The 19,525-nt window shown below is 63.5% G+C and carries 13 protein-coding genes and 3 pseudogenes; 8 read left to right on the top strand and 8 right to left on the bottom strand.

All coding sequences use genetic code 11. The features are described from left to right. Positions 1-14 precede the first annotated feature (14 nt). Entirely contained in the window at positions 15-878 is an 864-nt protein-coding gene (locus tag B0G82_RS21860; protein ID WP_121309011.1) for a helix-turn-helix transcriptional regulator, read from the top strand. Between the two features lie 60 nt (positions 879-938). On the opposite strand, the gene B0G82_RS21855 is transcribed toward B0G82_RS21860, so the two are convergent. The 4 genes from B0G82_RS21855 to B0G82_RS21840 all read right to left on the bottom strand — a co-directional run bounded on the left by B0G82_RS21855 (position 939) and on the right by B0G82_RS21840 (position 6,184). Then, positions 939-2,132 (bottom strand): porin, encoded by a 1,194-nt coding sequence (locus B0G82_RS21855; RefSeq protein ID WP_121309010.1) that lies wholly within the window; start codon positions 2,130-2,132, stop codon positions 939-941. 187 nt (positions 2,133-2,319) lie between these two features. Beyond that, a complete protein-coding gene (locus B0G82_RS21850) occupies positions 2,320-3,675 on the bottom strand; it encodes a cytochrome c (RefSeq protein ID WP_121309009.1) in 1,356 nt (451 codons plus the stop codon). After that, complete coding sequence (locus tag B0G82_RS21845; protein ID WP_121309008.1) at positions 3,672-5,450, bottom strand: GMC family oxidoreductase; 1,779 nt, start codon at positions 5,448-5,450, stop codon at positions 3,672-3,674. Before B0G82_RS21845 ends, B0G82_RS21850 begins: the two co-directional genes overlap by 4 nt. Continuing rightward, positions 5,450-6,184: a gluconate 2-dehydrogenase subunit 3 family protein gene (locus tag B0G82_RS21840; protein ID WP_121309007.1), complete on the bottom strand. Its 735-nt coding sequence runs from the start codon at positions 6,182-6,184 to the stop codon at positions 5,450-5,452. Before B0G82_RS21840 ends, B0G82_RS21845 begins: the two co-directional genes overlap by 1 nt. Before the next feature lie 274 nt (positions 6,185-6,458). Between B0G82_RS21840 and B0G82_RS21835 the strand changes: the two are divergent. From B0G82_RS21835 to B0G82_RS21815, 5 genes and pseudogenes are all read left to right on the top strand, one after another. Further along, positions 6,459-6,626, top strand: a pseudogene (locus B0G82_RS21835) (GntR family transcriptional regulator); the annotation flags it as partial. Positions 6,627-6,753: 127 nt separating this feature from the next. Beyond that, positions 6,754-7,074, top strand: a complete 321-nt coding sequence (locus tag B0G82_RS21830) for a DUF1330 domain-containing protein (protein WP_121309006.1) — start codon at positions 6,754-6,756, stop codon at positions 7,072-7,074. 279 nt (positions 7,075-7,353) lie between these two features. Further along, positions 7,354-8,256 carry a LysR family transcriptional regulator gene (locus B0G82_RS21825; RefSeq protein WP_121309005.1) on the top strand — a complete coding sequence of 301 codons (903 nt, stop codon included), beginning with the start codon at positions 7,354-7,356 and terminating at the stop codon, positions 8,254-8,256. 180 nt (positions 8,257-8,436) lie between these two features. Further along, positions 8,437-10,392: an aconitase family protein gene (locus B0G82_RS21820; RefSeq protein WP_121309004.1), complete on the top strand. Its 1,956-nt coding sequence runs from the start codon at positions 8,437-8,439 to the stop codon at positions 10,390-10,392. 121 nt (positions 10,393-10,513) lie between these two features. After that, the gene (locus B0G82_RS21815) at positions 10,514-11,980 is read left to right on the top strand and encodes an MFS transporter (RefSeq protein WP_121309003.1); all 1,467 of its coding nucleotides are present in this window, start codon (positions 10,514-10,516) and stop codon (positions 11,978-11,980) included. 40 nt (positions 11,981-12,020) lie between these two features. Here the strand turns inward: B0G82_RS21815 and B0G82_RS21810 are convergent, their stop codons facing one another. Both B0G82_RS21810 and B0G82_RS21805 read right to left on the bottom strand, forming a co-directional pair. Continuing rightward, positions 12,021-13,952: an SMP-30/gluconolactonase/LRE family protein gene (locus tag B0G82_RS21810; protein ID WP_121309002.1), complete on the bottom strand. Its 1,932-nt coding sequence runs from the start codon at positions 13,950-13,952 to the stop codon at positions 12,021-12,023. Positions 13,953-14,246: 294 nt separating this feature from the next. Further along, a pseudogene (locus tag B0G82_RS21805) lies at positions 14,247-14,337 on the bottom strand (FadR family transcriptional regulator); the annotation flags it as partial. A gap of 8 nt (positions 14,338-14,345) precedes the next feature. On the opposite strand from B0G82_RS21805, the pseudogene B0G82_RS41230 reads away from it, so the two are divergent. Next, positions 14,346-15,414 (top strand): annotated as a pseudogene (locus tag B0G82_RS41230) (MFS transporter); the annotation flags it as partial. A gap of 25 nt (positions 15,415-15,439) precedes the next feature. On the opposite strand, the gene B0G82_RS21795 reads toward B0G82_RS41230, so the two are convergent. Next, positions 15,440-16,420: an LLM class oxidoreductase gene (locus B0G82_RS21795; protein WP_121309001.1), complete on the bottom strand. Its 981-nt coding sequence runs from the start codon at positions 16,418-16,420 to the stop codon at positions 15,440-15,442. Between the two features lie 48 nt (positions 16,421-16,468). Then, positions 16,469-18,844, bottom strand: coding sequence for a DNA polymerase II (locus B0G82_RS21790; protein WP_121310770.1), 2,376 nt, complete (start codon positions 18,842-18,844; stop codon positions 16,469-16,471). 230 nt (positions 18,845-19,074) lie between these two features. On the opposite strand from B0G82_RS21790, the gene B0G82_RS21785 reads away from it, so the two are divergent. After that, entirely contained in the window at positions 19,075-19,500 is a 426-nt protein-coding gene (locus B0G82_RS21785) for a PRC-barrel domain-containing protein (protein ID WP_116145506.1), read from the top strand. Positions 19,501-19,525 lie beyond the last annotated feature (25 nt).

The raw sequence follows: 19,525 nt of genomic DNA, 5'->3' as shown, positions 1-19,525 counted from the left end.
GACAGGAACACACGATGAATCCTGCGAACCCATCCAAAAAAGCGCCACCGAACGATCTCGGCGTCTTGTTGCGTCACTGGCGAGACGTGCGCGGCATCAGCCAGTTGGACCTGTCGTTCAATGCCGGCATCTCGCAGCGTCATATCAGCTTCATCGAAAGCGGACGCAGCGTGCCCAGCCGTCAGATGCTGATGGATATCGCGCAGGCGCTCGACATCCCGCTGCGCGAACGTAACACCCTGCTGCTGGCAGCAGGCTACGCGCCAATGTATGCCGACGCCGCATGGAATGCGCAAGAAATGCATAGCGTCACGAATGCGCTCGGACGCATGCTGCGTCAGCATGAACCGTTTCCAGCGCTCGCCATGGACCGCTACTGGAACGTTCTGATGACCAATGAGGCGGCGCCACGTTTTTTCAATTGCTTTATCGACATGGCGGCGCGCAAGGGGCCGCGCAACATGCTGCATCTGGTGTTCGATCCGGAAGGTATGCGCCCTTTCGTGGCCGACTGGCAGACCGTGGCGGATAGTTTGATTCAGCGCGTCTACCGCGAGTCGGTGGGGCGCGTGATCGATGATCGGACGCGCGAGTTGCTCGATGCGTTGCGTGCCTACCCGGATGGGGAAAAGAACAGGGAGCCGGGCCATCCCGAGTTGGCCGCCGAAACCGCGTCGGCGGCGGCCATGCCGGTGATCCCGATCGGTTTCGTCAAAAACGGCCACGTCATGAAGTATTTCTCGATGGTCGCGACCGTGGGCACGCCGCAGACGATCGCGGCGCAGGAGTTGCGCCTCGAATGCATGTTCCCCGCCGACGACGAGACCGAGGCGCGTCATCTGGAGATGCTCGACGCGGCGGCGCAGCCGCAGCGCTAGATCAATTGGCAGGCCGTCGCCACAGCAGCCGCCGTTGAACCGTGGCGCCGCGTTGAAGCTTTAAAACTTATGCCGCACGCCGATGCTGACAATCGCCTGCGATTGCGTCGCCGACGAGTGCCCGTTGCCCTTGTCGCTAACCGATGCAGTCGCCGCGACCGGATGCCCGAGCGCATCCAGCGTGCCGCCCGACGCGTGCTGATAACCACCCATCAGATACACAGTCGAACGCTTGGACAGCGCATACTGCGCGCCAAGCGTCACGTTGTGATATTGCGCGCGCTCATCCACGCCCTCCACTTCGCCGCCACGCGTGTAGCTGTAGCCCGCGAACAGTTGCACGGCGGGACGGACCGTCCATTGTCCGAAGACGCCGGCGATGTTGAACGTCGCGTGACCCTTGAACAGCGAGTCCGCCCCGGAGCGATACTGCACGTTGCTGTAATTCACACCGACGATCGCCGGCCCGAAGTCGTACGTCGCGCCCGTCGCGACGATCTGTTGCGATTGCGCGCTGGCGTAGCCTTCGTTGATCGATGAATTGAACAGGCCGTCGTCCGTGCCGCTCCATTTGCCGTAGGTCGTGTCCTGCGTGCCGGTCTTGCTGTTGTCGGAGCGTTCGTAGCCGACGCCCACGTGCAGCGGACCGTTGCCGTAGGCGGCGCCCACGCTCCAGGTGTTCTGCTGCTTCAGGCCGCCGGGCTGGCCGCCGAAACCGTACAGCGCGCCGAACGTGAAGCCTGCATAATTCGCGCTTGTGTACTTGATCGAGTTGTTGACGCGCGCGGTCTGATCCAGATCGTCGATATCGCCCGGATGCGCGCCGTAGCCGCCGACCATCGCCACCGGGGCCACCGGCGAAACGAAGTCGTTCAGCGAGGTGTACTGGCGCCCCAGCGTAATCGTGCCGAACTGCCTGCTGCCGATGCCCACGTACGCCTGACGCCCGAACAGGCCGCCGTTCTGGCCGGTCTTGCCGTTCGTGATGTCGAAGCCGTCCTCGAGCTGGAACAACGCGTTCCAGCCGCCGCCCAGGTCCTCCTGACCCTTGATGCCCCAGCGGCTGCCGGAGAGATTGCCGCTCGTCACGGCGACGTTCGAGTGGCCGCTATAGTTGCCGGCCGTGCCGGTGCGCTCGTTGCTGCGATACGAAATGCCCGCATCGACGATGCCGTACAGCACGACGGAACTCTGCGCGGACGCAATACCGGCGAACGTCATCAAGAGGGGTGCGGCAATCCATTGGTTCTTCATCGTAGTCATAGCCTGGTTGGAACTTCTATCTCAAGTCGCCTGAATGGCGATCTTTCTTTTTTTCGCGCACGCGAAAGCCCGCTCACGGATGACGGAGCGGACTGCATGAAGCGGGTATGCGCAGCGGCGCTTGCCATATCTGTGACGCGTCCCTCGCGCGGGACGCGTCACGCAAGGCCGCATGCGATCAGTGAGCCAGGGCGGCGCCTGGCGGCATGTCGGGCGCGCGCACCGTGACGGTCTTGCGGACGTGGGCGACATCCGTCGCGCTGACCGTTGAACCGCGGTTGCCCCAACTGTTGCGCACGAAGTTGGTCACATCCGCGACCTCCTGATCGTTCAGACGCCAGCCGAAGGCCGGCATCGTAAATGAGGAGGGCGCGGTCTTCGTGCCTTCCAGCGTGCTGCCGGTGAGCAGCACGTGAATCAGCGAGGTGGCGTCCTTGCCCTGCACGACCGGATTGCCGCCCAGCGCCGGAAACACGCGGTTGTAGCCGCGACCGTCGCTGCGGTGGCAGGCCGTGCAGTTGTCGCGATAGACGGCCGCGCCCGGCGCGGTTGCGTCGCCCATGCGCAGCGCGCGCGCGGCAGTGTCGTCGTATGCGTACGGCGTTTCCTGCGGATCGGTCGACGGCAGCGTCTTCAGATAACGCGCGATCGCGGTGAGATCGGCGTCGCTCATATGCTGCATGCTGTGCTGCACGACGTCCGTCATGCCGCCGAAGGCCGCGCTGTGCTGCGTGCGTCCGGTCTTCAGGAATTGCACGAGATCGGCTTCGCTCCACGCGCCGATGCCGGTGCGCGGATTGCCACGCAGGCTCGACGGAATCCAACCGTCGATCGCCGCGCCACCCGCGAGAAACGCCGGGCCGTCGAGGTCGCTCAGCGCGCGCTCCTGCATCGTCGCCGCGCGCGGTGTGTGGCACGCGCCGCAATGGCCGAGGCCTTGGACCAGGTACGCGCCACGCGCGATCACCGGATCGGCGTAACGCTTCGCGTCGAACGAAACCGGCTCGGGCGCGAACAGGTGACGCCAGATGCCGAGCGGCCAGCGCATCGACAGCGGCCAGACGATGTCGACCGGTTTGTTCTTCTGGTTCACCGGCGCGACGCCTTGCGTGAAGTACGCATACAGCGCGTGCATGTCGTCCTGGCTCAGGCGCGCATACGACGGGAACGGCATGGCCGGATACAGCGTGTCGCCGTTCGGCTTCACGCCGGCGCGCACCGCGCGATCGAACTGCGCGAAGGTCCACGCGCCGATGCCGGTGTTGCGCTCCGGCGTGATATTGGTCGAGTAGATCGCGCCGATCGGCGTGTCGAACTTCAGCCCGCCGGCGAAAGGCTTGCCTGAGGGCGCCGAATGACACGCGATGCAATCGCCGGCCCGCGCGAGATATTCGCCGTGCGCGATCAGCGTTGCGTCGTTCTGGCTTTGTGGCGCTGCCGCGTGTGCGGCAAGCGTGCTTATGCCCAGCACAGCCGCCGCGCCCACGCGTTTGAGCGCTCGCGCGAGGCGTTTGTTATGGATCTTCTTCGTCATACGCTCACCAGCGGCCCGGGGTTCTTCAGATACTGCGTGCGGATCGCCCGCGCCGACCAGTAAGCCAGCGCCGCGACGAGTCCGGTCGGGTTGTAGCCGATGCCCTGCGGAAACGCCGAGGCGCCCATCACGAACACGTTGTGCACGTCCCAGCTTTGCAGGTAGCGGTTCAGCACGCTTGTCTTCGGATCGGTGCCCATCACCGCGCCGCCCACCAGGTGAGTGGTCTGATAGCGGCGCGAGTCGAAGTGCGCGCCGAATTCGCGTGTGTAGACGTTGATCGATTTCGGGCCCATCTGCTGCGCGATCTTGTGCATCTGGCCGGTCACGTAGCGCGCCATCTTGATGTCGTTGTCCTTCCAGTCGAAGGTCATGCGCAACAGCGGCTGGCCGTACGAATCGCGATAGGTCGGATCGAGGTCGAGGAACACGTCGCGGTACGACATGTTGCTGCCGTGCGCATCCATCGAAATGGTGTGGGCATAGTGGTCTTTCACCGACTTCTTCCAGTCGGCGCCCCAGTTCGGGGTGCCGGCCGGCGTGGCGATGCCGCTGACCGGCTTGGTGCCGGCCTGGTTGACCCACAACGGCGAGCCGCCGACGAAACCGAGCGGGCCGTGATCGAAGTTGTCGGCATTGAAGTCGTCGACCGCGACGCCGTTGCCGCCCGCGCCGATGAACGGATTGGTGAAGGTGTCTTTATCGAAGAACGCGGTGATGGTCGAAAGGTTCTGGTACGCAAAATTGCGGCCGACCACGCCTTCGCCCGAGATCGGGTCATAGGGCTTGCCGATGCCCGACAGCAGAAGCAGATGAACGTTGTGATACTGGAACGCCGCAACAATCACGAGATCCGCCGGCTGGAACACTTCATTGCCCGCCGGATCGACATACGTCACGCCCTTGGCGCGCCTTTTCGTGTCGTCGAGTTCGACGCGCAGCACGTGGCAACGCGAGCGCAATTCGAAGTTCGGCAACGGCTTCAGGGCGGGCAGAATGTTGAGATTCGGTGAGGCCTTCGAATACATGTAGCACGCGTATCCGCTGCAGAATCCGCAGAAATTGCACGGACCCATCTGCACGCCGTACGGGTTGGTGTACGGCCCCGATGTATTCGCCGACGGCAAACGGTACGGATTTAGCCCGAGTTCGCGCGCGGCCTTGCCGAAGCGCTCCGCCGAATAGGTGTTCAGTTGCGCGGCGAGCGGAAAGTTGTCGCTACGCGGCGCTTCGTAAATGTTGCCGTCGCCGACTACCTTGCCGTTGACCTTGTACGCCTGGCCCGAGGTGCCGAACACTTTCTCCGCGAAGTCGAAATGCGGTTCGAGTTCGTCGTAGCTGACGCCGTAATCCTGGATCGTCATGCCTTCGGGAATGAAGCGCTTGCCGTAGCGTTCCTCGTAGTGGCTTCTCAGGCGCAGTTCTTCCGGCGTGATGCGGAAATGCACGCCCGACCAGTGCAGGCCCGCGCCGCCGACGCCTTCGCCCGGCAGGAACGCAGCCAACTGGCGATACGGCAGAGCGGTATCGCTCGGCGCATGACGGATCGAGACCGTGGTCTTCGAAAGATCGAGAAAGAGCTTCTTGCGGACGTTGTAGGTCAGTTCATCGATGGTGTTGGGATACGCGCCGTCCGGATAGGTGTCGCGATATTCGCCGCGTTCCAGCGCGACGACTTTCAGGCCGGCTTCGGTCAGTTCCTTCGCGAGAATCGCACCGGTCCAGCCGAAGCCGACGATCACCGCGTCGACGTGCGGTTTGGTTTGAGTAGACATCAGGTGCGCTTTCCTTCGATCGACACGGGGCCATACGGATAAGCCGCGCCGTTCTGATTGACGAAGTCCATGAAATCGGCGCGCGCGCCGGGGAAGCCGATCATCTTCCAGCCGCCCATGTCGCGGTTGCCGCCGTGGATCGGATCGCAGAAGTAGCCTTCGCGCGTGTTTTGCAGCAGTTGTCCGAAGAACACGCCGGCCGGCACGTTCTCCAGATCGACCTTGCCCTTCTCGAGCGCGCCGAGCACGGTGTCGCGCGTGGCGGCGTCGAGGGCGTCGAACGGATGCGCGTAGGTTCTCGTGCAGTAGGCGTTGACCGCCGCGATGCCGAGGCGGTACAGATCGCGTGGCACAAGCTTCAACTGGTAGCCGAGTTCGGGCGCGCCCTGCGTGAACGGACCATGCATGTACCAGAGCGCGCCGTGCGCGTACGGCGTATCCATCTGCCGGTCGATGAATTCGGGCACGCCGGCTTCCACGGCGCCGGGGCCTTCGCTGTCCGGTGGAATCAGACGGTCGACCGCGGCGTGGATGAACGCCCATTCCTTCGCGTCGAAGAAATGCGGCTTGTAGTCCGCGCCGGACGCGCGGCCCGGGTTCGCGCTTTGGCCCGAACCCGGCACGGAGGCCGTCGTGGCTTGCTTGACCTCGCAGCCGGCGAGCGTGCCGGCCGGGACCAGAGCGATAGCCGTACGTAAAAAGCCACGGCGAGAACTGATAGGGGATGAGGGCATAGTGTTCTAGTCACCAGATTGGAGCGCGCGATTGCGTTCCGGCATTCATCGGATTGCCGGCGGAATGATAAATGGAACCGGTTCCAAAGTCTTTTAACTTTTTTACAATAGCTTGTTTCGCGGAGCGATGAAATGCCGCGATTTTGCAAAAAACCTTGTTGGATCAAAGGTATTCTAGGCGCAAGACGACGCGGCAACGAGGACGCCGGAAGCACCCGGGCTGATGTGAAAAAGCGACGGCGTCGCGGGCGTGACCCGAGCGGCGGGCGATCAGCGCGGGCCCGTGCGCGAAGCGCTGCTCCAACTGGCCGCGGCCGGCATGGTGGAGATGCGGCCGCGGCATGGCGCCGCGGTCGCGAAGATCAGCCTGCACAGACTGATCGAGATGTTCGAGGTGATGGCCGAACTGGAGGCGATGTGCAGCCGCCTCGCCGCGCGGCGTGCTCGCCGCACGCGCAACACGGCGAGTTCTTTTACCTCACAGGTAATCGACGCGCGTCATGCCCGAGTCGACCATGAGCGGCATGCAAGTTTTCGATCCGCATCCACTCATGACCAGGAGCCACGCCATGACCGCCTACGCGATTGCCCATCTGCACGACGTCGAACTGGGCAAGGAGATCGTCGAATACCTCAAGTGCATCGACGCCACGCTTGCGCCGTTCGGCGGCCATTTCATCGTGCATGGCGCACGCCCTGAGATACTCGAAGGCGAATGGCGCGGCGATCTGATCGCGATCGCGTTCCCCGATCTCGCCGCCGCGCGCGCCTGGTACGCGTCGGACGCGTATCGGCGCATCCTGCCGCTGCGCACGCGGCATGCGCGCGGGCCGGTGATCCTGATCGACGGCGTGGACGAGCGGCACAAGGCGACCGACATCCTGCGATGAACGCGGCGGCATCAGCGCGTGAACGTGCCAGGACCTTCCGCGTTTTAGCACGCGAGCGTCACCTGATTGCTGAGGAGCGACACGTTGGAGATCGTCTCCGGCGCGGCGTTTTCGTAGCGTAGGCAGCAATGAAGCGAATCGAAAGCCGCTTGCGCGAATGGCAGGCATTCTGGTCTGGAGAAGGGCGTTACACTGGCCCATCTTTTTTACCGGTCCCTTCATGCCGATGCCGGGTTTGCTGTTGGGTTCTTCAGCGTCACCGTGCATGAAGCATCAACAATGGAAAACCTTCTCAAGAAACTCGACCTCACCTCGCTGCGCCTGTTCGTCGCCGTCTGCCAGGAGCGCAATATCGCGCGCGCGGCGGAGCGCGAGTTCATCGCATCGTCCGCGGTGAGCCGGCGCATCGCCGAGATCGAGGCGGTGATCGGCTTGCCGGTGATCCAGCGGCAGTCGCGAGGCATCACCGTGACGCCGGTCGGCGAGACCGTGCTGCGTTACGCGCTGGCGATCATCGGCAATATCGAGCAGATGAGCGCGGAGCTGTCGCGTTTCTCGTCGGGCGCGAAAGGGCGCGTGCGGGTGGTGGCGAATCTGTCCTCCATCGTGCAGTTTTTGCCGGAAGATGTGGCCGCGTTCGGGCGCGCGTTCCCGGAGGTGTCGATCGAACTGGAGGAGGAAAATAGCGCCGACGTGCTGCGGATTGTCGGTGAGCACGCGGCGGACTTCGGCATCTGCAATTCGGTGGCGGGCAGTGAGGCGTTCGAGCAGGTGCCGTACCGGCAGGATCGGCTGGCGGTGCTGGTGCCGGGCGGCCATCGGCTCGCCGGCGCGTTGCGGGTGAGCTTCGACGACCTGCTCGATGACAGCTTCGTCGGACTGCGCAGCGAGAGCGCGCTGACGCAACTGCTCACGCAGCAGGCAGCCGGCGCGGGGCGGCAACTCGATGTGAAGATTCGCGTCAGCAGTCTCGACGCGCTCTGCCGGATGGTGCATGCCGGGCTCGGCATCGCGGTCGTGCCTGAACAGGTCGGGCTGCTCTATCTGAATGCACTCGACGTGAGCCTACTGTCTTTGAGCGATGCCTGGGCGGTGCGCCACCTCATCATGATCTTCAAGTCACGCGATCAGTTGAGCGCGAGCGCGGCGGCGCTGGTCGGGTTTCTCGGCAAGGGCGGTTGACGCGAGCCACGGCGGGCGAATCGGTACAGGCGTGTCTGCGCCGCCGGCGACGCGCCGATGCCCGGACAACCGTGTCGAGTACGATCGCGCCCATCATCGCCAAACGAGAGGTCTGCGTTGCCGCACCGGCACTTCGGCATTGCTCATGCGCGCCGTATAGTGGGCGCAAGGAGAATGCCCATGAGCGACACGATTCGTCTGGACGGCCGCGTGCTGTACCTGTCCCAGGACCCCGCGGTGATCGAGGCGCAACTCGCCGGCGAGAACTTCACGCGCGCCACGGCCGGTCCGCTGCGCGACAACGTCTCCACCGACGAGATCACGCCGGTCACCGTCATGCTCACCTACGACGAGCGCCTCGGCCAATATCCGTACGTCGGCTTCAAGGCCGGCGAGCGCATGCCGATCGGCCGCGATGCGGTGAAGAATGGCGGCTTCCAGGTGACGGTGGCGGGCAAGCGCTACGGCAAGGGATCGTCGCGCGAATCGAGTCCGTTGGCGGAACTCTCGGCCGGCATCCGGTTGATCGTCGCGGAAAGCTTCGAGCGGATCTATCAGCAGAACTGCGACAACATCGGCATTCTCACCACCACGGACTTTTCCGTGCTCGATCGGTTGAGCGCGGGGGAAGCGGTGCCGATCGACGAATTCCTCAAGGGACGCGACGCGCTCACGCAGCAGATCATTCGCAGCGGCGGCCTGCTCGCATACAGCAAGTTCGCCGACTGGCCCGCGCCGCGCCCGGGCGATAGCGCTGACGCTGACGCGCCGCAGGCTGAGAAGCCGAAGACGCTGGTCGAGAAGATCATCGAGCGCCATCTGCACCCGGCCAGCGTGGGTGCGCGACGCGGCGATGGCGTGTTCATCGCCGCGGACTGGCGCTTCAGCCACGACTACTTCACCGGCATGTGCGCGCATCTGATGCATCGCGCGTTCGGCAAGCCGGCGCCGCTGCATGCGCCGGATCACATCATCGCGTTCCAGGATCATCTGGTGCTCGCATCGCAGAGCATTCCGCACGTGCGCGACGGTCTGCTGCCGGGCGTCGCCAATCTGATGGAAGGGCATACGTCTTTCTCGCGTGACTATCCGGTGCGCTCGCATGGCGCGCTCGACAGCATGCCGGGCTCCGAAGGGATCTGTCATGCCTTGATGGCCGAGCAATACGCATTGCCGGGGCAAGTGGCGTGCGGCACCGATTCACACACGCCGCATTCGGGTGCGCTCGGCTGCCTCGCGTTCGGTGCGGGCGCAACGGAAATCGCCAATAGCTGGGTGACGGGCTATGTGCGCTGCAAAGTGCCGGAGACTTTGCGCATTGAAATCAGCGGCCACTTGCGCGATGGAGTGACCGCGAAGGACGTGGTGCTGCATCTGCTGCAAATGGATGCGATCCGCTCGGGTGACGCGATCGGCCTCGTGTTCGAATACGGCGGCGCGGCCGTGCGCGCGATGTCGATCGACGAGCGTGCGACCTTGACCAACATGGTCGCGGAACTGGGCGGCTTCACCGGCATCGTCGAACCGGACGAACGTACAGTGGCGTTTCTCAAGGAGCGGCGCGGCGTCGATTTCACCCTTGAAAACTGGATGAAAAGCGATGCGGGCGCCACCTATCGCGACACCATCCGTATCGACGCAGGCGCGATCGAACCGATGCTCGCGCGTCCCGGCGACCCCGGCAACGGCGTGCCGGCGCCGCAACTGGAACAGGACGTCGCCATCGATATCGCTTACGGTGGCTCGTGCACGGCGGGCAAGCGCGAAGACTTCGATTTCTATCACGAGGTGCTGCATTGGGGCGTCGAGCACGGTCTAGGCGTGCCCGAGGGAACGCGTCTCTACTTGCAGTTCGGCACCATGGCGGTGCGCGCGTATTGCGAGGAGCGCGGTTATTTGCCGGTCTTCGAGCGCGCGGGCGTGACGCTCGTCATGCCGGGCTGCGGGTCGTGCGCGAATTGCGGGCCGGGCCAATCGGCCGAGGCGAACGAAGTGACGATCAGCGCGATCAACCGCAATTTCCCGGGCCGTTCGGGGCCGGGCAATGTGTGGCTCGCGAGTCCGTACACGGTGGCGGCGAGCGCGCTGGCCGGAAAAATCACCACCTTCGAACAATTGAAGCGCGCACGCGGCTAGAATGCTGGCCGGACCTTGGGTCCGGCATCGTGGTGCGCGTGACGCGCGCAAGTACAAGAGGCCGGCGAGACCGGTCCGGCGAACCCTATCGTTTCGCGAGTATCACCAGGAGACATACAACATGGCATCCCCCGATCACGCCGGCTCTGTCGCGAAGAAAAGCGGCGACGCGGCGCATTCCGATAACACGGCCAAGCGCGCCGCCGCGGCCGCGCCGCTCGATGCCGGCAGCATTTCTGCGCGCCTCGACCGGCTGCCCGCCACGCGCTCCGTCTGGAAGCTGGTGGTGTTGCTGAGCCTCGGCTTCTTCTTCGAACTCTACGATCTGCTGTACTCCGGGTATGTCGCGCCAGGCCTCGTCAAAAGCGGTCTGCTGAGCGCGACCACCCACGGCCTGTTCGGCTCGACCGGTGTCGCGAGTTTCATCGCGGCGCTGTTTAGCGGCCTCTTTATCGGCACGATCGCGTGCGGTTTTCTGGCGGATCGCTTCGGACGCCGCGCCGTGTTCACGTATTCGCTGCTGTGGTACACGGCGGCCAATGTGGTGATGGCGTTTCAGGAAACGGCGACCGGCTTGAACTTTTGGCGCTTCGTGGCAGGGGTCGGCATCGGCGTCGAACTGGTGACGATCGGCACGTACATCTCCGAACTCGTGCCCAAGCAGATTCGCGGCCGCGCGTTCGCGTGCGAGCAGGCGGTCGGTTTTACGGCTGTGCCGGTTGTGGCGTTCCTGTCGTATCTGCTGGTGCCGCGCACATTGCTTGGTCTCGACGGCTGGCGCTGGGTCGTGCTGATCGGCGCGCATGGCGCGCTGTTCGTGTGGTGGATTCGTCGCGCGTTGCCGGAAAGCCCGCGCTGGCTCGCACAGCAAGGACGCCTTGCCGAAGCCGACCGCGTGATGACGGCCCTCGAAGCGAAAGTGCGCCGCGAATACGGCCGCGAGTTGCCGCCGCCCGCGCCGCCGGTGCCGGTCGCGCCACGCGGCAGCTTCCGCGATATGTGGGTGCCGCCGTATCGCAGCCGCACGCTGATGATGACGATCTTCAATATCTTCCAGACCGTGGGCTTCTACGGCTTTGCGAACTGGGTGCCCACGCTGCTGATCAAACAGGGCATTACGATCACCACGAGCCTGATGTATTCGAGCGTGATCGCTTTGGCTGCGCCCGTAGGTCCGCTCATCGGACTTTTCATCGGCGACCGCTTCGAGCGCAAGACCGTGATCGTGGTGATGGCGGGGGTGAACATCGTCTGCGGCCTGTGGTTCAGCCAGGCTGCGGGCGCCGTGTTGCTGGTCAGTCTCGGTGTGTGTCTGACGCTTGCGGGCAACATCATTTCATACAGCTACCATGCGTATCAGACTGAGCTTTTTCCAACCAGCATTCGGGCGCGCGCGGTGGGATTCGTTTATTCGTGGAGCCGTTTTTCGGCGATCTTCACGGCATTTCTGATTGCCGCTGTGTTGAAGCAGTTCGGTACCACCGGGGTTTTCGTCTTTATCGCTGGAGCGATGCTGATCGTCATGCTGGCGATCGGATTGATGGGACCGCGCACGAAGGGTATCGAGCTCGAAAAAATATCGCGGTAGACAAGTTCACAGCCGTGAAAATCGACGTCTTCGCATCCGATCACGGCGTCCAGCGATAAACGGCGATGCTGGAGCCCTTGACGTTGTTCTTCGTGACCACGTACTCGCCGGTCGATCGAAGGTAGGCCTTGACGCTGTACATCGCATCGATCGCGCTGCTGGCGTCCACGGTACGGGGGCTGGTGTTCACGAGCGTTGCGTCGAGGTTGCCTGTAGCGAGATTGAAGGCGTCGATGTCCGGCAAAGCGGGCCCGCTGCCGAACCAGTAGCCGACGAAAAGATAGCGGCCGGCCGCGTCGATCGACTTGGCGCCGGCGTGGGTGAGATTGATCACCGGATTGGGTGTGGTGGTATTGCCCGCGCTCCAGCCGTGATACACCTCGATCCGCGTGCCGATCCCCGTCCAGTCCGTACTCCCGACAACGCCCTGTCCGAGGATCATCGTGTCGCTGTCCGCGAGGTAGAGAATGCGTGTCAGCGGCTGGATGCTCGCGGGAATGCGGATGGGGATGCCGGGTCCCCACGATGGTTTGCCGCTGGCGTCGAAGCCGGTCAGCGGGTAGTGATAGATGTAGCCCGTCTTGTCCAGACCGGCCCACACGCCGCCCTTGCTGTCGATGCAGAAACCGTCCCTGACCAGTGCGGTGGTTTTGAACGCCGCACCGGGAAGGGTGGCGTCCGGTATGGCGATATAGCCATTCGCGGCATTGAAGTGGAAGAAGTAGTAGACATCGGGATTCTGGCCGGACGCCACGAGGATCCGGTTGGCGCCGACCGTGGCAAGGTGAGCGAAGTGCTCGTCGCGTGAAGTATCGTTGATGTCGATGCGCGGGTCCGACGGATAGGCGAACGGATCGACGGTGTTCGCGACGAAGGCGCCGCCGGCGCTGCCGCTGTAGATGTTGGTGCCGCCATAGAACATGGTGCCGTCCGTGAGCGGGTCGGGTACGGCGTCGCCTTCGAGGTTGAGGGACCGCAGCGTCCACTGCAGATTGCCGGCGCTGCTATACGCATGAATGTCGGTGCCGCCATTGCGGCCGAGGTCCCAGCTGCCGCCCCACGGGTTGTTGAGCACATAGAGGCTGCCCGCGGTGTCCTTGCCGATGCCGGCGATGCGAGTGAAGCGCTTCGCGCCGACCTGGCCTTTGATGCCCGTCGTGGTATCGAGATACCCGCCCTGAACGCCGAACGTGCCGGCCAGCGTCGGCGTACCCGAGAGCGTGTAGCGCTTGATGTTCATGTCGGGCCCCTCGTCGCCCACCATGAGCTGTCCCGACGACGCATCGAAATAGAGCGCCGACGGCTGCGATCCGGCGGGCATCTGGATGGTATTCAGCAGTGCCCCGGCTGAACTGAACTCGACGATCGTGCCCGCACTTTTCTGCGCGATCCAGACGTTGCCCGCGCCATCCACGGCGAGCGCGCCGGGGCCCGGGACGTTGATGTCGCGCTGCCAGACACCGTCGGTGGTGTAGATACGCACGCGATTGCCGTCGATGTCGCTCGTATAGAGGAGCGAGCCCGCCGTGGCAAGTCCGGTGATGACGTCGACCCGCGGCTGATTCTTCGATGCAGTAACCTGGATGAAAAGATCGCGAGCGCCAGTAGCGCGGTTGTATCGTCCCACCGCGCCGCTTCCGTACGACGCGCTGTACTGGAGCGCCACGAAAATCGACTTGGCATTACCGGTGATGGCGCTCCCCTGAAATTCGCCATGAGCGCCGATGGAGCCAGCGCTGCGGTGGTTCTGATAGATCGCGACGCCGCCCTCGTACTCGTCCCACATGGAGGCCGTATAGAGGACGCCTTCGGGCGCGACCCACATGGAGCGCGCGGCGTTACCGACGTGGGCGGCGAGAGTGCCATACGTGTTCGCCAGCCAGTCGGTGGTGTTTTGCGCCTGACTGGCCGGCGCAATCGCGGCGATCGTCGCGGCGAGGAGCGCAGCATGAATTCGTTTTCTTGCGACCATGACTGATGCTCTCCTGAGCGTAGCGATGATTGATATGAATCGTCGGCTGACTTTGTTTCCTGAAATGCGTGATGGGTAAAAGCTATTTCGAGCCGGTCTCGTGCGCGCTGTATTGCATCCAGCGTACCGTCGGCAAGTGGCAGGAGAATGACTCGTTTAACTCAATACGAATAACGGGCAATTTGCGCATCCTCATTTCTAGGTCAAATTGCGGATGGACTCAAGCGTTTCGTGCGGCTCGATGTGTTCGTTACGGTCAACTACTTTGCTCGCATACATCGCCTGCGCCGCGAGTCATTCCTTGCCCGATGCGCGCTCTTGAACGCTCAGCAGATGCTCGCGCATGCAACGGGCCGCTGTCTCGCCATCACGCGCTTTTATCGCATTGACGACAGCCTGATGTTGCTGGGCATGGCAGTCGGCGGGATTCTCGGCGGCTGGGCGAGCGGTCGCATCGGGCGGGTGAGGGTGGTGGTCTGGGCGTTGGCGCTCTTTTCGGTCGGCGCGGGGCTGCTTGGACTCACGTACAGCTTCGTGGAGTTCGCGGTCGTCCGCTTTATCGGTTCGTTGGGCATCGGCTCCACGGTGTTGGTCACGACGCTCGTTGCCGAATACGTGCCCACGGAACGGCGCTCGCTGATTCTGGGAGCTTTGCAGGCCGGCATTTCGGCCGGTTATATCGTGATCATTGCGCTGAGCATCTGGATTTTGCCGCACTACGGGTGGCGCACGCTGTACTACGTGTCGGCCATACCCGTGGTGTTTGCGTTGGCGATCAAGTTCGCGGTGCCCGAGCCGGCTAGCTGGAGGGCGAGCCGGGCCATCGAGCGCACGAGCCAGCGCCGCTGGCGCGACAGCCGCTACCACGTGATTTTCAGCAATCGACAGACGCGAACCCCGTTTATCCTGTGGACGCTGGCCTCGGTTTTCATTCTTTCCGGGTTCTACGGCTTGAATAACTGGCTGCCGACGTACCTCGAAAAAGAACTGCATATCAAGTTCAGCTCACTGGCCGGGTACATGATCGGGACTTACGTCGTCGCGTTCATCGGCAAAATCTTCGCCGGCTTTGGGCGACCGCTGGAGCCGGCGTGGTGTGTATGTACTCGGCGGCGTGGGCGCCGCGCTCTTTCTGCCGGTGATCATCTTCTGGCATACGCGGGAGAACATTGCCGTTCTCAAGCTTTTCTTCGGGTTCCTCTACGGCGTACCAATGGGCACGATCGGCACGTTCATGTCCGAGAGTTTCGCCACTTCCATCCGCGGCACTGCGGTGGGCGGCTCCTATAACCTGGGGCGCTTCTGCTCGGGCGCGGCGCCTATCGTCATCGGTTTTCTGGCCACGCAGTTTTCCATCGGTATGGGTTTCCTCGTGGTCGGCGCGGTGTTCTTCCTGAGCGGCGTGAGCGCGCTGTTTATCCCGGACCGCTTGTACGACACGGACCGGCCATCCACGCCGTGAGTCGAAGCGGGTGCGCAGCGCGCTTCTACGTCTCCTGATGAAACAGCGGCAATACCTCATCGGCGAGTTCGTTGACGATCTCAGCGACGGGACGCTCCGACGACAGATTGAACGTCACATGGTGCGTCCCGTCCGCGCGCAACGCTTTGAGTATGTCGATCAACGCGAGCCGGCCGGTCCGGTAGCCGAGCGTCACGGCCTGAGCCGGCTCATGCGGATCGCTGCTGAGTTCGAGCCGCATCGCGACGCCGAACGCGCGAAACGCTTCGGGCGCCGCGCGTTCGACGGCGGCGCGCCACATGCTGTAGCGGGCGCGTTGCGCGTCCGGCTCGCGATGGTACGTCATCCACCCCAGCGAATGGCGCGCGATCCAGTCGACGCTCTGACCGCCCGAACCCACCGCAAGCAGCGGAACCGCGCGCGAATGCGCGGGCAGCAGCTGAAAGGTAGGCGCACCTTCGGGCGTGCGATCGGGAATCACGCGCGACGGTGCGCCGAGCGCGGCGGCAACCGTCTCCCAGTGACTGCGATACAACTCGCGCCGCTCGTCCGCGTCGCGCCCGAATGCGGCATATTCCGGCGGACGGTCGCCTGAACCCAGACCCAGAATAAAGCGTCCGTGGCTGAGCGTATCGACGGACAGCGCCGCCTTGGCAATATGCAGCGGGTGACGCAGCGTGAGCACGATGGCGCCGCTCACAAGCGCGATACGCCGCGTGTTCGCAGCGAGCGCACCAAGGAATACCCACGGGTCGAGATGGCCGACAGGGTCCGGGTAGTCCGCGCTGTTCAGCGGGACGTCGCGGATCCAGAGCGCGCGAAAGCCGCGTTCGTCGGCCAGACGCGCGAGCGCCAGCTGCTCGTCGAAATCGGCGACGATCGTGCCGGCGCGCAGCAGCGGCAGGGTGAGTCCGAGACTGAGCGCACCGTCTGAAAACACACGGTTCGCGGCGGTTTGCGGTTCGGATTTCAGCGCGTCTGCCGCGATCGGATGCGACTCGTTCATGCGTGGCCTTTGCAGTGCGTCGTCGATACGCCCGATGCTAACACTGCGTCAGAACAACTGCTTCTGCCCTGACATCAAGGTCGTGAAATCGTCGCGCAGGAGCGGCAGGATAGCGTCGGCGACGGGCTGCAATTGACGCGTCAGATAATGTTCGTAGTCGATTGCCGAGCGCAGCGTTTCCAGCGGCTCGGGGCCGGCAACCGTCATCACATAGCTGATCCAGCCGCCGTTCTGATATTGCAGCGGGCGCCCTTGCCGCCGGTTGAACTCGTCCGCCACACGCGCGGCGCGCACATGCGGCGGCACGTTGCGCTCGTATTCTTCGAGCGGCCGGCGCAGCCGTTTGCGATACACGAGCTGATCATCGAGCTTGCCGTCGAGCGTGTCGCGCACATAGTCGCGCACGTAATCCTGATACGGTTGCTGCGTGAAGATGCGCCGATACAGTTCCTGCTGAAACTGCTGCGCGAGCGGCGTCCAGTCGGTGCGTACCGTTTCGAGTCCCTTATAGACGATGTCTTCGCTGCCGTCCGGCAGCACTGTGAGGCCGGCGTAGCGTTTCTTGCTGCCTTCTTCGGCGCCGCGAATCGTCGGCATGAAGAAGCGCCGATAGTGCCGCTCGAATTGCAGTTCGAGCGCGCTGTCGAGCCCGAATCTCTCCTGCAGATTCTGCCGCCACCACGCGTTGATATGCTCGACCAGCGCGCGGCCGATGCGGCTCGCGTCCGCCTCGCTGTGCGCGTGTTTTAGCCACACGAAGGTCGAATCCGTATCGCCGTAAATGACTTCGTAGCCTTCGGCTTGAATCAGTTCGCGCGTGGCATGCATGATTTCGTGGCCGCGCATGGTGATCGACGAGGCGAGACGCGGATCGAAGAAGCGGCAACCGGTCGATCCCAATACGCCGTAAAAGGCATTCATGATGATCTTCAATGCCTGCGAAAGCGGCTTGTTGTTCTCGCGTTTGGCCGTTTCGCGGCCTTGCCACACTTGCCCGACGATCGACGGCAAACAATGGCGCGTGCGTGAAAAGCGCGCGCCGAGAAAGCCCGGAACCGATTGATCGTCGGCGGGATTCAGCATGCCTTCGACAAGACCGACAGGGTCGATCAGAAACGTGCGGATAATCGACGGATACAGACTCTTGTAATCGAGCACTAGCACGGAGTCGTAGAGACCGGGGCGCGAATCCATCACGAAACCGCCGGGGCTCGCGGCGCCGGCCACGTCGCCGAGATTGGGCGCGACATAGCCTTGCCGATGCATGCGCGGCATATACAGATGCGTGAACGCCGCCACCGATCCGCCGCTGCGATCCGCCGGCAAACCGGTTACGCTCGCGCGTTCCAGCAGGAACGGCAGTAACTCTGTTTTAGCGAAGATGCGCGTGACCAGCTCGCAGTCTTTGAGGTTGTAGCGCGCGAGCGCGGGCTTGTCCTCGTCGAAGCGGCGCTGGATTTCGTCCATGCGTTGATACGGATTGTCGATCGCCTTGCCTTCGCCCAGCACGGTGCGCGAGACATGTTCGAGACTGAACGAAGGGAAACTCCAGGTCGCCGAGCGCAGCGCCTCGATGCCGTCGATAATCAACCGTCCCGCGGCGCCGGCGAAGAAGTGGTTCTGCTTGAGCCCGTGCTCGCGCCATTCCATCACCGCACCGCCACGGCCGAGCCGCAGCGGTACGCGATATTGTTCGGCATGCTGTTGCAGCACGCGCAGATCGAACTGCACCAGATTCCAGCCGATGATCGCATCGGGATCGTACCGTTCGAGCCACGCGTTCAGTTTCTCCAGCAACTGCGCGCAGGTTTCGCAGTATTCGAGCTCGAAGTCGAGCGTGCCCGCGTCGCCGTTCGGCGGCCCCAGCATATACACCTGACGCTGGCCGCATCCTTCCAGCGCGATCGAATACAACTCGGCGTGAGCGCTCGTTTCGATATCGAGCGACACGAGCTTCAAGGGCGGGCGATAGCCGGCGGCCGGCTTGAGTTCGCTGTTCACGAGCGGACCGCTCTTTCCGGCGCTCTGCGCGTCGCCGCTGAACCACACGGGCGCCGTGATGAAGCGCTCCATCATGTAGCGCTCGGGCGGAAAGATATCGGCTTCGTAGACGTCGACGCCGCCTTGCTTCAGGCGTTTCTCGAAGCCCGTCAATTGCCGGTACTGCGGGCAGTAAAGCCCCATGACCGGCCGTTGCTGAAAGTCGCACAGATCGAGCACTCGCAGATCGAGCGGCGCTTCGCGGCGCAGGATCGTTTCCGTGCGCTCGCGATGTTCGGCGGGAATGAACGCCACCGAAGGCTGAGGGCGTAAGCGCACGTGCCGGGGCCCACTGTCCGTGGCCAGCCAGAAATCGACTTCGGTGCCGGCGGGCGTGTCCCGCCAATGCCGGGTCAAGATGAAACCCTGTTCAAGCTCAGTCAAACTGCCACCTCGAAAACCGGCGTGATCGCCTTGCGCGATTTTACCGCCATGCGCTTCGGGCCGTGACGTCATCCCCGAACGCTGCGGCGTCGGCGCGGCGAGGTGTGCGCGTGCGACCTTGCGGCACGCTGGATGCAACCGCGCCGCGCAGTCTGTATGATCGGGGTGCAGCGATTCCATACGGCGCGGGCCATGCGCCGGTCAAGTCTACTAAAAAGGGAGTAAGCGATATGACGGTGGGCAAACTTGTTGTTGTCGTCGCGGTAGCTGCAACCAGCCTTGGTGCACAGGCGCAAGTCGCCGGCACGCAACCGCTGAGCGTCACAGTCGAGCAGTCGAATGCGCTGCTGAGCGGCTGGAGTGTGAAGAAGAGCATTCTCGGCAAGTCGGTCTACAACGACCAGAACGCGAAAATCGGCACGGTCCGCGATCTGGTGATCGCGCCGGACGGCTCGCTGTCCGCAGCCATCGTCTCCGCAGGCGGTTTCCTGGGCGTGGCATCGCACGACGTAGCGGTGCCTATCGCAGCGCTGGATATTCGCGAGGGGAATTTCTATCTGGCGGGCGCCACCAAAGATGCTTTGAAGGCAACGCCCGAGTTCCAGTACAACAAGGTTCAGGCGCCGCCGAAGCCTAAAAAGCTGACGGGGCAGTAATTGCGGGAGGCCGGCGCAGCGTCGC

The sequence above is a fragment of the Paraburkholderia sp. BL17N1 genome (assembly GCF_003634175.1).
Lineage (GTDB): Bacteria > Pseudomonadota > Gammaproteobacteria > Burkholderiales > Burkholderiaceae > Paraburkholderia.
Note: the sequence above shows the minus strand (reverse complement) of the source record. Positions and strands in the feature narration are given on the sequence as shown.

Coding starts and splice junctions, on each gene's coding strand:
- B0G82_RS21860 (WP_121309011.1), top strand. CDS start 15: ATGAATCCTGCGAACCCATCCAAAAAAGCGCCACCGAACGATCTCGGC.
- B0G82_RS21855 (WP_121309010.1), bottom strand. CDS start 2,132: ATGAAGAACCAATGGATTGCCGCACCCCTCTTGATGACGTTCGCCGGT.
- B0G82_RS21850 (WP_121309009.1), bottom strand. CDS start 3,675: ATGACGAAGAAGATCCATAACAAACGCCTCGCGCGAGCGCTCAAACGC.
- B0G82_RS21845 (WP_121309008.1), bottom strand. CDS start 5,450: ATGTCTACTCAAACCAAACCGCACGTCGACGCGGTGATCGTCGGCTTC.
- B0G82_RS21840 (WP_121309007.1), bottom strand. CDS start 6,184: ATGCCCTCATCCCCTATCAGTTCTCGCCGTGGCTTTTTACGTACGGCT.
- B0G82_RS21830 (WP_121309006.1), top strand. CDS start 6,754: ATGACCGCCTACGCGATTGCCCATCTGCACGACGTCGAACTGGGCAAG.
- B0G82_RS21825 (WP_121309005.1), top strand. CDS start 7,354: ATGGAAAACCTTCTCAAGAAACTCGACCTCACCTCGCTGCGCCTGTTC.
- B0G82_RS21820 (WP_121309004.1), top strand. CDS start 8,437: ATGAGCGACACGATTCGTCTGGACGGCCGCGTGCTGTACCTGTCCCAG.
- B0G82_RS21815 (WP_121309003.1), top strand. CDS start 10,514: ATGGCATCCCCCGATCACGCCGGCTCTGTCGCGAAGAAAAGCGGCGAC.
- B0G82_RS21810 (WP_121309002.1), bottom strand. CDS start 13,952: ATGGTCGCAAGAAAACGAATTCATGCTGCGCTCCTCGCCGCGACGATC.
- B0G82_RS21795 (WP_121309001.1), bottom strand. CDS start 16,420: ATGAACGAGTCGCATCCGATCGCGGCAGACGCGCTGAAATCCGAACCG.
- B0G82_RS21785 (WP_116145506.1), top strand. CDS start 19,075: ATGACGGTGGGCAAACTTGTTGTTGTCGTCGCGGTAGCTGCAACCAGC.